Raw genomic sequence first — 14,919 nt, 5'->3', positions numbered from 1 at the left:
CGCGCGGCACACCCGTGCAGCGTCGCGCCGTCGCATCCCGCGATCCGATGGGCGGGCACCCCGCCCCACGATGACACGAGACCCCGGAGTCACCCATGCCCTTTCTGGTCACCGCCGTCGTCCTCATCGCCGTGCTCTGTCTGCTGAACCTGCTGCTCACCTTCGGCGTCATACGCAAACTCCGCGCCCAGGCCGACGAGAAGGCCGACCGCGTGGCGGACGGCCTGATCATCCCGGCCGGCTCCGCCGTTCCCGGGTTCTCCGCCGTCACCACTGCCGGTGAGCGGATCACCCGCGAGGGCCTCGGCGAGACCATGCTGGGCTTCTTCTCGCCCGACTGCCGGGCCTGCAAGGAGCGGCTGCCGCTCTTCGTGGAGCAGGCGCGCACCACGGCCCGCGAGACCGGCCGCAGCGTCCTCGCCGTCGTGCACGGCACCGACGAGGAGGCTCGCGAGCAGGTGGCGGCGCTGTCCGAGGTCGCCCATGTCGTGGTCGAGCCGGGCGACGGGCCGCTCGGCGAGGCCTTCGACATCACCGGGTACCCGGTCTTCGGCCTGATCACCGTCGACGGCACCCTCATTGCCACCGCCTTCGACCCCGGCCGTCTGCCGGCGCCCTCGAAGGCCACGGTCTGACCCCGGGCACCGCCCCCGGGTCAGGACGGACCGTCGGGCCGCGCCGCGGCGGCCAGGCTCGGCTGGAGCCGCCGGGCGGCGTCGAGGTGGTCGGCGGTCCAGATGATGCGGACGGCCGTGTTCGTGGCCTGTCCGCGCTCGTCGCTGAGGTCGCGGCGCAGGGATTCGACCAGTTGTGCCTCGGCCGCGGGGTTGCGCGGCAGCGGATCCCGGACGGAGGCGTTGTGCCCGAGACCGGCGGCCAGATCCCGGTACCAGCCGGAGATCTGGCCGGCGGCGCTCAGCAGGACGAGGCCGGCCTCCGCCCGGTTCGGCGTGCTGTCCAGTTCGCCGGCGCGTCTCCACAGCCCCAGGACCGCGTCCGCCGCGAGGCGCAGCCCCACGATGCCGGTCACCAGCGTGGTCATGTCGGCCAGGGGGACCGGTTTGGCGCCGCGTTCGGCCAGATAGCTGCGGAACGCGTCGTCGAGCCTGCGTGCGGCGGCGGCCGCTTCGACGCCCTCCCGCAGCGCGACCTCGTCCGACACGGGCGCGGTGCCGCAGTGGCCGATGGCGTACTGCACCGCGCCCGCCAGATACCGGGCGCTGTCCGTGTACGCCTCGGCGAGCGCCCGGTCGACGGCCGCTGTGGCGCCGCGCGGCCAGAAGAACAGGCCCACCAGCACGCTCACCGCGCAGCCGATGGCGATGTCCTGGATCCGCAACAGCACGATGTGCCAGTCGGGGTCCTGGCCGATGTTGAACAGGATGACGAGGGTGATGGTGAAGGACGCCTGACCGGCGGCGAAGGAGATGGCGGCGGGTGCGATACCGGCGACGAACACGGCGAGGGGCAGCAGGAACCAGAGCGCCGTGCCGTGGTGGCCGATGAGGTGCAGCAGCCCGGTGCCGATGATCGAACCCGCGAGGGTGCCACCCAGGGCGCGGACAGCGTTCTGCCCGGTGTTGAGGGCGTTCGAGCGCAGCACCGACAGGGTTCCCAGGAGCACCCAGAACGAGTGCTGGACGCTGGTCACGTTGGCGAGGCCGACCGCGATGCCGAGGCCGAGCGCTCCCCGCAGGCTGTTGTGCAGCCAGACGGACCCCGGCTGAAGGTGGGCGGCGGCCCGCTCGCGCGCCGCCGCCAGCGGTCGGGTCACGGCGTCGGGCTCGCGGCCCAGCAGGCGTTCGAACCAGCTGCGGCGTTCGGCGGCCGCGGCCAGGGCCACGTTGTCCGCGATCTGAAGCGTCGCGAAACCCAGCTCCTGCGCGCGGAACGAAAGGTCCAGCGCTCCGATGACGGGGTGCACCTGCCAGGGTGTGCCGGCGCCGCCCCGGCGCACGGGAAGCAGGGTAGTGGCGTTGCGCTCCATGTCGGCCATGGCCTTGCGCAGACTCTCCGAGGCTGCGTACAGCTCGTCCGGTGAGCCGCGCGGGGCGTCGAGCAGCGCGGCCACCTCGTCGAGTACGGCCGCGGCGGCCCGGCGTACGGACCGGGCGGCGATGTCGCAGGCCGCTCCACCGTCGAGCGGGGGCGCGCTGTCGGCCAGGATGCTGCTGAGCCAGGTCAGTTCGTCGACCAGGCGGACAAGGGCGCGCGAGCTGGTGGACAGGCCGGTGGGGCGGTACGGGGTGGCGTCGAAGACGGTGCGCAGCTCGGCCGCGGCGGCGGCTGCCTCGTCGGCTCTGGTACGACACCGACCTGTGCTCGGCGCGGCAGGCCCGCCCGCCAGAAGGGACGCGTCGGTGCGCAGTTGCTCGGCGGCCGCACAGCAGACCCGGGCGGCGGGTGCGCTGAGGGGGTCCCTGCTGGGACGGGGCCACAGCAGGGAGACCGCGAGCATGGAGGCGGCTGCAGCAAGGCCCGCTCCCGCGAGCCGAGCGGGAAGCTCCGCGAACGGGACGGGCGAGGTCACCGGGAGGATGAAGGCCAGCAGCAGCGCGGTCGAGGCGCCCGCGAGGACCGAGCTGACCACCCCGGAGAACAGCACCAGAAAACCGATGAAGACCATGGCGGTGACCGCGAGCCAGGTCCTGTCGGCCACGAGCGTACCCAGGCAGATCAGGACGGCCCAGGCCACCGCGAGGCCGAGGTGGGCGCGGAGCCGCTGCACCATCGGACCGGTGAAATCCACGAGCAGCAGCATCGAGAACGCACCGAACGCGGCGAAGGTCGCCATCGTCGGTGACCCGATGACCTGGCTGCACAGGGCGAACAGCGCGGGCATGACGAGCGCCGTCCGCCCGGCACGCCGGGTGGCCGCCAGCTCGGGATCGCGGTCGCGCAGCCACGACGCGACCGACCCGGGACGGATTCGACCGGATGTCCGCACGTGCCCGGCCACCTCCTGTCGACAGGCCTGCGCCCCACCGAGTGTGACGTCTCTTCCGGAGCGACGTCACCCGAACACGATCTCTGCTCGTGATTCACCCAGGCGGGGCGTGCCCGCGGCGTACAGACCGCTCACGCGCGGGGTGCGGAGGTCACCGTCCCGCGGAGGTCACCGTCCTGCCGAGGTCGCGGTCAGCCGGCGAACGCCTCGTTCAGACGGACGTTGTAGCCGTCTTCTTCCATGAGGACGACGGTGACGCCGAACGGGGAGGGATGGTCGAGTTCGAGCGGGATGAAGGAGTAGTTGACCGCGGCCTGGACGGGAAGGACCAACTCGCCGCCCGGCTGTGGTTCGACGGCGGGCTGCCAGGCCGGCTCGGCCGAGCCCCGGCCCTCGGTGGAGTGGGCCGGGGGCTGTTCGGTGTAGGGGAACTGGTGCAGCACATGGCCGTCCTTCGTGGCGTGCACCATGTTCAGACACGGCACCGGGCCGGTGATCGGCAACTGGCAGGCGGTGGCGACGTCGTGAGTCTCCCAGGCGAGCACGACCTCGTCGGCGCCGGCCGCCGCGGCGATGTTCGCGAGCTCGGCGATGCCGGTGAGCGCGTCCTTGCCGGGCTCGGTCGGCCGCACCCAGATCAGACCGACCAACTCGCCGCGCACCAGCGGCATGATGACCGGCCGTGGCACGGCGCCCTCGGCGAGCCCCGCGGCGTACGCGCTCTTCATCGACTCCACCAGCGCGTCCCACGTCTGTGCATCCATGAACTCATCCTCGTCGCCCGCCTGTGTCCGATCAGGCTGACCCTGTCATGCGGGCCGTGCCCTCCGCCAGCGGCTCGGACCGGTCAGGCGGGCGCTCCGGCCAGGACTTCCACCTTGCCGGTGTCGAGCGAGTAGTAGGCGCCGACCACGGCGAGGGCACCCTTCTTCACGAGGGGGGCCAGGTCCAGATTGGAGCGCAGGTCGGCGGCGGTCAGCGTGACCTGCGCGCGGGCCATGGAATCCACCGGGTCGGCACCACCCCCATGGACCTGCTCGTACGCCGGACGCAGGGCCTTGGCGATCGCCTCCAGGTTGCCGGGCAGCGGTTTGCCGTCGCGGATGGACTTGTACGCCGCCTCGATGGCGCCGCAACGTTGATGCCCGAGCACCACGATGAGCGGAGTGCCGCTCGTCATGGGCCCGTACTCCACGGAACCCGTGACCACCGGACCGATGGCCTCCCCGCCCGTGCGCATCACGTACAGGTCACCCAGCCCGGTGTCGAAGAGGAGTTCGGGCGGCACCCGGGAGTCGATGCAGGAGAGGATCGCCCCGAAGGGTTCCTGCTTCTCGGCCACGAACTCGCGCCGGTCCGGATCCCGGTCGGGATGTCGAAGATCGCCGCTCACCCAGCGCTTGTTGCCTTCCATCAGTCTGGTGAACGCCGCGGCGGGCGTGGTCGGCGCCGGTTCCGGCGGAGCGCTGGTCGCCGGCGAGGCCGCGCTCGTCGGCGAACACCCCGCAAGCGCGGCCGTGGCGGCCGTGAGACCGCCGACGAGAAGAACTCTGCGATCGGGATGTCCCGCTCTGTCCATCAGCCCTGACCTCTCAGTCCGCCGAGACGTCTGCGTACGTCTTGACCAGGGGCGATTGTGCAGTGCGGTGAGGGAACAGGACGGGAGGCGCAAGCGGGCGCGGGCCGCTCCGCCACCGATGGCCCACGACCGGGAGACCTGGAACGGTCTGTGGCGGAGCGTCACAGCCGGCCGGTCAGATGCCCATCGACGCCATCTCGATCGCCGACCGGTAGTTCGCCGCCGCGGTCACCACGCAGGCCCGGTAGGTCCGGTTGTCCTTCACGACGAGGAAGTAGTCCTTGAGGTTCTTCCAGTAGCTGAGCAGATAGCCGATGCCCGGGAGGAAACCGGGCGGCCGGGGTACCAGCGCGAAGGCCTCGGAGCACCGGAGGATTTCCCCGGTCGCCTGGGAGAGGACGTCGGCGACGTCGGGGTTCATGTTCCAGCCGGCGGCCAGGTCGGCGTCCCAGATGGAGGCGGCCACCTCCCGCAGGTGCGCCTCCTCCTCCGGGGAGAGGTCGCTCTGGCCGAAGGCGTGCACGGCAGCCAGAGGTGTCCCGGCCGGGGAAGGTCTCGCGGCGGCCGTGGCCGCCGTGCCCGAGACTCCGAGAAGCAGTGCGGCTGTTGTGGCCGCCGCCACCGTGTACATGGCCCGTTTGCCGTCCATGCTGATCGGTCCCCTCTGCGGATGCGCCCGGGGCCTGCCGCCCGGGCAGGGCCGACGCTGTCATGTGCCGTACATACGGGTCAACGGCGACAATCTGCCACCCGCGGCCGACGGCTGCTTCTTGACGCCGGTTCACCAGGAAGCCGCCCGAGACCCCGTCGCGCAGCGCAAGGTACGCATCCGTCGGAGATCGCGGGGCACCATGATGGTGGCGGGAACCACCCGTGCGGGCGACGACGTACGTCCGCCCTGGACGGCTCACCCCGAATTCACGGTGTTCCGAGCGGGACATGGACGGGAGTGGCCCGGTTCACATGGCATAACGGGGGCGTCACCGACAGCATGGTCCTCGTCACCGGCAGGCCGAAGGGATCCAGGATGTTCCGCAAGGTGCTGGTCGCCAACCGCGGCGAGATTGCGATTCGCGCGTTCCGCGCTGGCTATGAACTGGGCGCGCGAACCGTGGCCGTCTTCCCTCATGAGGACCGCAACTCGCTGCACCGGCTGAAGGCCGACGAGGCCTACGAGATCGGCGAGCCGGGGCACCCGGTACGGGCCTATCTCTCCGTGGAGGAGGTCGTCCGTGCCGCACGCAAGGCGGGCGCGGACGCCGTCTACCCGGGCTACGGGTTCCTGTCCGAGAACCCGGAACTGGCGCGCGCCTGCGAGGAGGCGGGCATCACGTTCGTCGGCCCGGACGCCGCCACTCTCGAGCTGACGGGAAACAAGGCCCGCGCCGTGGCGGCCGCCCGGGCGGCCGGCGTGCCGGTCCTCGGCTCCTCGGCGCCCTCGAACGACATCGACGAACTGGTCCGTGCCGCCGAGGACGTCGGCTTTCCCGTGTTCGTCAAGGCGGTCGCGGGCGGCGGAGGGCGCGGCATGCGGCGGGTCGAGGACCCGGCCGCACTGCGTGAGTCCATCGAGGCGGCCTCCCGCGAGGCGACGTCGGCGTTCGGCGACCCCACCGTCTTCCTCGAGAAGGCCGTCATCGATCCGCGCCACATCGAGGTGCAGATCCTCGCCGACGGACAGGGCAACGTCATCCACCTGTTCGAGCGCGACTGTTCGGTGCAGCGCCGTCACCAGAAGGTGATCGAGCTGGCGCCCGCGCCGAACCTCGATCCGGCGCTGCGGGACCGGATCTGCGCCGACGCGGTGCGGTTCGCCCGCGAGATCGGCTACCGCAACGCGGGCACCGTGGAGTTCCTCCTCGACCGCGACGGCAACCATGTCTTCATCGAGATGAACCCGCGCATCCAGGTGGAACACACGGTGACGGAGGAGGTCACCGACGTCGACCTCGTCCAGGCCCAGCTGCGCATCGCCTCGGGCGAATCGCTGGCGGATCTCGGGCTCTCCCAGGAGACGGTCACCCTGCGGGGTGCCGCTCTCCAGTGCCGTATCACCACCGAGGACCCGGCGAACGGCTTCCGCCCGGACACCGGCCGGATCAGCGCCTACCGCTCGCCGGGTGGCTCGGGTATCCGCCTGGACGGCGGTACCACCCACGCGGGTACGGAGATCAGCGCGCACTTCGACTCGATGCTCGTCAAGCTCACCTGCCGGGGCCGGGACTTCAAGTCCGCGATCGGCCGGGCCCGGCGTGCCGTGGCCGAGTTCCGCATCCGGGGCGTCGCCACGAACATCCCGTTCCTCCAAGCCGTACTGGACGACCCCGACTTCCAGGCCGGGCGGGTCACGACGTCGTTCATCGAACAGCGGCCCCACCTGCTCACCGCCCGCCACTCCGCCGACCGCGGCACCAAGCTGCTCACCTACCTCGCCGACGTCACGGTGAACAAGCCGCACGGCGAACGCCCAGACCTGATCGACCCGGTCACCAAGCTGCCCCCGCTGCCCGCCGGTGAGCCGCCCGCGGGTTCCCGGCAGCGACTCGTCGAACTCGGCCCGGAGGGCTTCGCCCGGCAGCTGCGTGAGTCGCCGACCATCGGCGTCACCGACACCACCTTCCGCGACGCCCACCAGTCCCTGCTCGCCACCCGGGTGCGCACCAAGGACCTCCTGGCCGTCGCCCCGGCCGTGGCCCGGACCCTGCCCGAGCTGCTCTCCCTGGAATGCTGGGGCGGCGCCACCTACGACGTCGCCCTGCGCTTCCTCGCCGAGGACCCGTGGGAACGCCTGGCGGCCCTGCGCGAAGCCGTGCCCAACATCTGCCTCCAGATGTTGCTGCGCGGCCGCAACACCGTCGGCTACACGCCCTACCCGACCGAGGTGACCGACGCCTTCGTCCAGGAGGCCGCGGCCACCGGCATCGACATCTTCCGCATCTTCGACGCGCTCAACGACGTCGGCCAGATGCGCCCGGCCATCGACGCCGTACGGGAGACCGGGACGGCGATCGCCGAGGTCGCCCTGTGCTACACCTCCGACCTGTCCGACCCCTCGGAGCGGCTCTACACCCTGGACTACTACCTCCGCCTCGCGGAGCAGATCGTGGACGCCGGCGCACACGTCCTGGCCGTCAAGGACATGGCCGGTCTGCTGCGGGCACCCGCCGCGGCCACCCTCGTGTCGGCGCTGCGCCGCGAGTTCGGCCTGCCGGTCCACCTGCACACCCACGACACCGGGGGTGGTCAGCTCGCCACCTACCTCGCAGCGATCCAGGCCGGCGCCGACGCGGTGGACGGCGCGGTCGCCTCCATGGCGGGCACCACGTCACAGCCGTCGCTTTCGGCGATCGTCGCCGCCACCGACCACTCCGACCGGCCCACCGGCCTGGACCTGGGGGCCGTCGGTGACCTGGAGCCGTACTGGGAGAGCGTCCGAAGGATCTACGCGCCCTTCGAGGCGGGCCTGGCCTCGCCGACCGGACGCGTTTACCACCATGAGATCCCCGGCGGCCAGTTGTCCAACCTGCGCACCCAGGCGGTCGCCCTCGGCCTAGGCGACCGCTTCGAGGACATCGAGGCGATGTACGAGGCGGCCGACCGTATCCTGGGCCACCTGGTCAAGGTCACCCCCTCCTCCAAGGTCGTCGGTGACCTCGCCCTGCACCTGGTGGGTGCCGGGGTGGCGCCGGAGGACTTCGAGTCGACACCCGACAGGTTCGACATCCCCGACTCCGTCATCGGCTTCCTGCGCGGCGAACTGGGCACCCCGCCCGGCGGCTGGCCGGAGCCCTTCCGCACCAAGGCGCTCCAGGGCCGCGCAGAGGCCAAGCCCGTACCGGAGCTGACCGCCGAGGACCGTACGGGCCTGGAGAAGACCCGGCGTTCGACCCTCAACCGGCTGCTGTTCCCGGGGCCGACGCGCGACTTCGACACCCGCCGCCAGGCCTACGGCGACACCAGCGTGCTGGACAGCAAGGACTTCTTCTACGGGCTGCGCCCCGCCAAGGAGTACGCCGTCGACCTCGAGCCCGGCGTGCGGCTCCTCATCGAGCTCCAGGCCATCGGCGAGGCGGACGAACGCGGTATGCGCACCGTGATGTCCTCCCTGAACGGCCAACTGCGGCCGATCCAGGTCCGTGACAACGCGGCGGCTTCCGACGTACCGGTGACCGAGAAGGCCGACCGGGCCAACCCCGGGCACGTGGCGGCGCCGTTCGCCGGCGTGGTGACGCTCGCGGTCGCCGAGGGCGACGAGGTGGAGGCCGGTGCGACCGTGGCCACCATCGAGGCGATGAAGATGGAAGCCTCCATCACCGCCCCGAAGGCCGGCCGGGTGACCAGGCTGGCCATCAACCGGATCCAGCAGGTGGAAGGCGGCGACCTGCTCATCGAGGTCGGCTGAGGCTCGTGTCGCTGAGCACGCGTGCTCCGTCGGGACCGATTTACGGCCGCCCGCCTGATCTGCGACAGGCGGGCGGCAATCGATCGACGAGTAGCTGTACCACCCCGAACGCCATCTCGGAGACCCCGGCGGCCGGCGGTGGGTGGCAACACCCGGCGCGGACGGACAGGTTGACGATGAGGTAGGCGTTCCAGCTCCTCCCCCGAGGGGCGCGACGCATGCTTCGTTCGCCTCGACCGGGGGGAAACAACGGCAACAGCGTCACCGTCGTGGCCCTGCCGCTGATCGCGGCCGAGGCGTTGGACGCCGACTCCACCGCCGTAGGTCTGCTCGCCGCGGCGGTGTGGCTGCCCTGGCTGCTGGTGGGTCTGCCAGGCAGGACGGGCCGACCTGCTCCGCCGGGGCGGTCTTCTCTGCGCCCGCCGTCGCCGCTAGTGTCGTTTTCTGCCCGACCCGCTCTTCGATCTCGATTCCTCGATCTCAGCACTCAACATTTCTGCCGGCGCTGGAGCCGACGCCGACGCGGACTTCCATTCCGCCCCGTCGGCGTCATCATGGACGACTCCTGGCGGCGGGGGCGGTGCCCGCGACGGGCGTCGTTCTCCCGGACCGTCCCACCGCGCAGCGGAAGGTTCACCGTGACAGCGCGGCACTGGTTTCGCCGTACCGCACCGGAAGTCCGCCGTACCGCACGGGCGTCCCGCACCACCGAACCGGCTCGGACGGGAACCGCCTCCTACCGCTCAGCCCTGCGGACCCCCGGCGCGGCGGCCTTCTTCCTGGCCGCGGCTCCCGCTCGGGTCGGGGTGGCCATGGCCGGCCTGGGCATCGTCTGGCTGGTCCATGCCGAGACCGGGTCCTTCGGGATGGCCGGCCTGGTCACTGGCTCGTTCGCCGTGGCGGAGACCCTGGTGGGCCCGCAGACGGCCCGTCTCATGGACCGTTTCGGACAGCCGCGTGTCCTCGTGCCGCTCCTGTGTGCCCACGCCGGAGCGATCGCCGCCCTGGTCGCGCTGGTCCTGACGGGGGCGCCCGCGGTGCTGCTGATGGCGGCCGGCCTCGCCACCGGGGCGACGATCCCCCAGTTCGGTGCGCTCTCCGCGGCCCGCTGGTCGGTCTTGTTGCACGGCAGGGCCGAACTCACCCCGGCCTTCGCACTCGAAACGATCAGCAACGATGTCGCCTTTCTCCTCGGTCCACCCCTCGCGGTACTGACGGCGACTCAGTTGCACCCGGCCGCGGGGACGGTGCTGGCGGGGGCGCTCGTCGTCGGCGCCGGACTGGCCTTCGCGGCGCTGCGCAGTACGGCCCCGGCGCCCGCGGCAGCGCCCGCCCCGGGTCGTACGGCCGTCCGGGGCCCGGAGACTCTGTTGACTCGGAACTTCGCCACCCTACTGGCCGTCAATCTGGCCCTCGGCGTCTTCTTCGGCTCGATGCAGGTCTCGGTGAGCGCCTTCGCCGACGTTCACCACGCCGCCGCGGCAGCCGGGTTCCTGTACGGACTGATGAGCGCGGCAAGCCTGCTGGCCGGCCTGGCCTACGGGCGACACCGCGGGCACACCCCGCCCGCGGCCCAACTGCCCCTGATCCTGGCCTTTCTGGCCTGCGCATCACTGCTGCCGCTCTTCGCCAACGCCCCCTGGCAGCTGGGCCTCGCCCTCCTGCTCCCCGGCGCGGGCGTCGCTCCGTGCATCATCGTCTGCTCGACGCTTGTCGAGTCGGTCATGGACCGGTCCGTCCTGACTCAGGCCTTCACCTGGACGAACTCCGCGAGCGCGGCGGGCATCGCCGTCTCTGCCGCCGCGGTCGGCCGACTCGTCGACGGTCCAGGCGGCACACGAGCCGGCTTCACCGTCCCCCTCCTCGCCCTGACCGCAACGGCAGCCCTGACCTGGTCCAGCCGTCACGCCCTCACTACGGGTACCACGGCATCCAGGCAGCCGCTCTCGGAGGCTGATACGCCAGGCGCCGCCCCCTGACCGACCATCTGACTGGTCTGGCGGGTATGAAGAGGGCGCTGTGCACGAGGTGACCATCGGGGGACGGGACGCGGACAAGGCGGAGCGGCTCGCTACACACATCGGGGGCAGCGCGAAGCCTGCAAGTCTGCGTGCGGCGGCCGAGTTCGGTCAGCTGGTGCTGGCCGCGCTGCCCTTTGTCGCAGGGGCGGGCGTCGCACGGGAGCTGCGGGCGGCCCTGGACGGCAAGGCGCTGCTCGACTGTTCCAACCCGGTCGGGCCGGGCTTCCGACTGCTGACGGAAGGAGGCCCTTCGGCCGCGCGGCAGCTGGCCGCGGCGGCACCGGGAGCCCATGTGGCCAAGGCGTTCCATCTCTGCCACGAAGACGTGTGGCGCATGTGGCCACCCGCCTTCGACGGGCGGCGGTCTCGAACGGGCGGGACTCCTGGAGGCGACCGCCGCGCTGTTCATCGCGCTGTGGGTCGGAGAGGAAGCGGATGCCCAGGCAATCGCACCTCCGCTGGCCTGTGCGGCCGGACCGAGTGGTGAGCAGGCAGAAGGCGGCAAGAGGGTTGATGGCGTACGGCGCCGTCGTCGTACGGCGTGCCGTAGCCAGTAACTGATCCAGAGCTCGGGCCGGTTCGGGTGCTGGTGGTCACCGCACCCGGACCGGCCCGCTCTACGTCGGGCTGGGTCAGCTGTGCAAGGTCGTCACTGTCAGGGCCGGATCGCCGGCGATCTCCGCTTGGGTGAAGCGTTCGGTCACCCAGTGCTTGCGGGAGAAGAGGCGGGTCTGGTCCGTGTAGTGGGGTGAGGTCGGGTTCGACGACTCGCCGTAGGTGAGGAGGGTGTGGGCGCGAGGGCCGTCCGGGGTCAGTTCGACGGCCATCAGGAAGCTGCTGCCGAAGGCGCCGGCGGTCGGGGTGCCGGTGCCCGAGTCAGGGCCCGCCTCCACGACGTCGAAGCAGCCCACGTCGCAGCCGGAGAGCGGAATGCCGGCCCACTTCTGTACGGCGCCGAGCTCGGTGTCGACGGGGAGGTCACGAGCGGCGAAGTCCTGGACGGCGTCGGCCAGGGCGCGCTGGACGCGGACCTCGTCGCCCTTGATGCCGCGCGGCGTCGTGAGGGGCTGGGCGGGGTCATAGGGGACGCGGCGCCAGGTGTCGGGCGGGCCGCCGTCGAGGAGCCGGTTGAAGAAGGTGATCCAGAGCGCGGCGCCCCGGCTGCCGGTGTCGGCGCGGGTGTCCCAGCGGGCGAGGGTCGTGCAGGCCTGCCGTACGTCGACTTCCGTGCCGTCCGTGGTCGTCAGGCTCGGGTGGGCGCGGCACATGTCGACCACGTCGTCGCGGCCCGTCTCGGCCGACAGGACGCGGTTGCCGAGCATCGACGCGCGCAGGGTGGCCTCGGTGAAGCCCGGGGCGCCGAGTCCGTCCGTGCCGTCACTGCGTTCCGCGATCATGCGAAGTCCGAGTTGGGCCCGCTGGTCGAGGTGGGGATCGATGTCGTACACGCCCGGGAGGCCGGTGAGGGGCGCCTCGGGGTTGGTGTACTGGGGTCCGTTGTTGGAGTTGGCGACGTAGTCGGTACGGCTCAGCCTCGGCTGGTGGGAGGGGCCGTAGAGGCCCGGCACGAGCGCGTCGGGGTCGCTGCCCCAGGCGCAGGCCGACGTGGAACCGTCCAGGGCGGCGGGCCCCTCCTCGCTGTCCGGGCGGGCGCAGCGCGCGCGTTGTGCGTCGGTGAGGTGCGGGACGGCCGAGGAGTCGGTGAAGTACGTGCCGCCGCTGGTGTCGGCCGCGAGGGTGTAGGTCCAGGGGATGCCCTGGTAGGTGTTCTGGGCGGTGCGCAGCTGGGCGAGGTTGTGGGCCTTGCCCATGGCCAGCCAGGCGTTCATGGAGCGCAGGTTGTCGGCGTTGGCGTCGCGGACGGCGTAGGCGGTCCTGGTGGTCCAGGCCGAGGAGAGGACGGGGCCGAAGCGTGAGGTGTACAGGGTCCGTTCGACGGTCGACAGCTTGCCGTTCTGGTCGCGGACGGTGACCGGTACCGTGCGGCGTCGCATCTGCTCGGCCTTGCCGTCGACCACGTAACTGGTCGGGTCGCCGGGCACGAGCTTCAGCGCGTAGAAGGAGGCGTGCTGGGCGTCGCTCGCGGTGTGCGTCCAGGCGAGGTTCCGGTTGTGCCCGATCTCGACCAGGGGGGTGCCGTAGAGGCCGGCGCCGGACACGTCCAGGGTGCCGGGGATCGTCAACTGCACTTGATAGAAGCGGAAGTTGCCGAGGGCCCAGGGCAGGTGCGGGTTGGCGAGAACCATCGCGTTGCCGGTACGGGTGGCGTCCCGGCCGAGCGCCCAGCCGTTGCTGGCGACGTCGGCCGCGGCAAGGCCCTGCCCGCCCGGGATGACGGACGCCGCGGCCGTCGTGCCGGAGGTCTGCGAGGCCGTCGTGTCCTTGCCGTCCGGGATCCCGGAGGCCACCGTGCCGCCCGCGCCCGCAGTCGGAGGCTTCGCGTCGCCGATGTCCGGCGCCAGCGCTACCGCCCCGGTCACCCTGTTGACGTCGTAGACGACGCTCCACAGGTCGAGCGCGGTGACCGGCCGCACCCAGGGCTTGCCCTTGCAGCGCGGGTCCGGCAGCTTGCCGACGCCCGTGTCCCGCAGATAGCGGTTGTACCCGGCGGCGTACCCCTCGACCATGCGCCGCAGCTCCGCCGTCGGCCCCAACGGCGCCTTCTGGTCGAGCAGTTGCCGGACGGTACCCGCGCGCAGCTGCCCGCCGTAGTACGTGTCGCTCGCGAGGTTGGAGCCCTCGCCGGACTCTCCGTCGGGCCCGAAGAACCGGGACCGCTCACCCCGCAATGTCACCACCTGGTCGGCGAGTTCGCACACGTTGTCCTGCGCGAACGCGTAGCCGTAGCCGTATCCGAGTCCGTCGAAGTCCCGGGCCAGGATGTGCGGGATGCCGTACTCGGTCCGGCTGATCTGGGCCGTGTGCCGGCCCTCGGCCACCGTCTCGCCGCCCGGCCCCGTCACGGCGGCGGAGGAGGGCGCGGGCAGTAGGGCCACGGTGGCGGAGGTGAGACAGAGGGCGGCCGTAATGGCCGCCAATCTGCCTGACAGGGAACGTATATGACGTTGCGTCAGTGTTCTGGGTTCACCCATGGATGCCACCCTTCAGGGTGAACCTACGGGTGGCATCGAGCCTCCGGCGGATTTCCGGGCGGCGTGTCAGTCCGGGGATGTACGCCTCTTGGGCTCTATCAGCTCCGTCCGACACAGTGTCCGTTGCGTCCTTGGACCGGACCCGCCTGTCGAGCGCCCAGTGCCCGGAGCTGTCCTGCCGGTGTTGTGCGGAGCCGGATGGGGAGTGCCGCTGCGAGGGCGCTCCGCCGGCGGACCAGGTCGTCGGCCACGGTCACTTGGTAGTCCTGGCCGCCGTGCAGGATCAGCATCGGGCAGGGCGGCCCTGCTGCCGTGGCCACTGGGTCGTAGGCGCGCAGGTCGAGCCAGTAGGAAGCGGAAACCCCAGCGGCAGCAGCTTTGATGGTGTGTCGGGGGTGAGGCCGGGGGCCGCCACCAGCGCGGCCTGCCGGGCGAGTGCGGCAACCGTCTCGTCCGCGCCGGGCCTGGGGGTGAGTGCCGCGAGATGGCGGGCCACCCGGACGGCCGCCTCGTGCATCGGCTGTGCGTCTGCCGCGAGCAGCACCAGGCCCGCGATCGACGGGTCGGCGGCGGCGATCCGGGGTGCCGCCTTGCCGCCCATGCTGTGGCCGAGCAGGTGGATCCGGTCCGGGGCCACTTCGGGCTGCTGCCGGAGCGGGCGGACGGCGGCGAGCGCAGGCGGCAGGTACTCGTCGGCCATGGTGATGTCCTGGGGCAGGCGATCCGGGTGCGCGAAGGTCGCCTTGTCGAAGCGCGGCACGGCCACCTGCCGGGTGACGAGCCCCCCAGGCGAGGTCCTTGAGCGCCTTGTTCGGGCCGCTGCTCTCGTCGCGGTCGAACGCACCGCCACCGCAGAGCAGCACTACGGCGGGCCATGG

The 14,919-nt window shown here is 71.7% G+C and carries 9 protein-coding genes and 1 pseudogene; 4 read left to right on the top strand and 6 right to left on the bottom strand.

Going from position 1 to position 14,919, the window contains the following annotated elements:
* The first annotated feature begins 95 nt into the window (after positions 1-95).
* A complete protein-coding gene (locus tag ACFZDJ_RS26190) occupies positions 96-635 on the top strand; it encodes a hypothetical protein (protein ID WP_391062070.1) in 540 nt (179 codons plus the stop codon).
* 20 nt (positions 636-655) lie between these two features.
* On the opposite strand, the gene ACFZDJ_RS26185 is transcribed toward ACFZDJ_RS26190, so the two are convergent.
* The 4 genes from ACFZDJ_RS26185 to ACFZDJ_RS26170 form a co-directional block, all read right to left on the bottom strand.
* On the bottom strand, positions 656-2,947 hold the full coding sequence (locus ACFZDJ_RS26185; RefSeq protein WP_391062067.1) for an FUSC family protein: 2,292 nt from the start codon (positions 2,945-2,947) through the stop codon (positions 656-658).
* Positions 2,948-3,138: 191 nt separating this feature from the next.
* A complete protein-coding gene (locus ACFZDJ_RS26180) occupies positions 3,139-3,711 on the bottom strand; it encodes a hypothetical protein (protein WP_391062065.1) in 573 nt (190 codons plus the stop codon).
* An 83-nt stretch (positions 3,712-3,794) separates the two neighbouring features.
* A complete protein-coding gene (locus tag ACFZDJ_RS26175; protein WP_391062063.1) occupies positions 3,795-4,526 on the bottom strand; it encodes a carbonic anhydrase in 732 nt (243 codons plus the stop codon).
* Positions 4,527-4,701: 175 nt separating this feature from the next.
* Positions 4,702-5,175, bottom strand: a complete 474-nt coding sequence (locus tag ACFZDJ_RS26170) for a hypothetical protein (protein ID WP_391062060.1) — start codon at positions 5,173-5,175, stop codon at positions 4,702-4,704.
* 378 nt (positions 5,176-5,553) lie between these two features.
* On the opposite strand from ACFZDJ_RS26170, the gene ACFZDJ_RS26165 reads away from it, so the two are divergent.
* From ACFZDJ_RS26165 to ACFZDJ_RS26155, 3 genes and pseudogenes are all read left to right on the top strand, one after another.
* Positions 5,554-8,928, top strand: coding sequence for a pyruvate carboxylase (locus tag ACFZDJ_RS26165; RefSeq protein WP_391062057.1), 3,375 nt, complete (start codon positions 5,554-5,556; stop codon positions 8,926-8,928).
* A gap of 638 nt (positions 8,929-9,566) precedes the next feature.
* Entirely contained in the window at positions 9,567-10,907 is a 1,341-nt protein-coding gene (locus ACFZDJ_RS26160; RefSeq protein ID WP_391062055.1) for an MFS transporter, read from the top strand.
* 37 nt (positions 10,908-10,944) lie between these two features.
* Positions 10,945-11,506, top strand: a pseudogene (locus tag ACFZDJ_RS26155) (NAD(P)-binding domain-containing protein); the annotation flags it as partial.
* A gap of 75 nt (positions 11,507-11,581) precedes the next feature.
* On the opposite strand, the gene ACFZDJ_RS26150 reads toward ACFZDJ_RS26155, so the two are convergent.
* A complete protein-coding gene (locus ACFZDJ_RS26150; RefSeq protein ID WP_391062052.1) occupies positions 11,582-13,987 on the bottom strand; it encodes a penicillin acylase family protein in 2,406 nt (801 codons plus the stop codon).
* Positions 13,988-14,324: 337 nt separating this feature from the next.
* Positions 14,325-14,801, bottom strand: a complete 477-nt coding sequence (locus tag ACFZDJ_RS26145; protein WP_391062050.1) for an alpha/beta fold hydrolase — start codon at positions 14,799-14,801, stop codon at positions 14,325-14,327.
* Positions 14,802-14,919 lie beyond the last annotated feature (118 nt).

The sequence above is a fragment of the Streptomyces sp. NPDC007896 genome (assembly GCF_042959425.1).
Lineage (GTDB): Bacteria > Actinomycetota > Actinomycetes > Streptomycetales > Streptomycetaceae > Streptomyces.
Note: the sequence above shows the minus strand (reverse complement) of the source record. Positions and strands in the feature narration are given on the sequence as shown.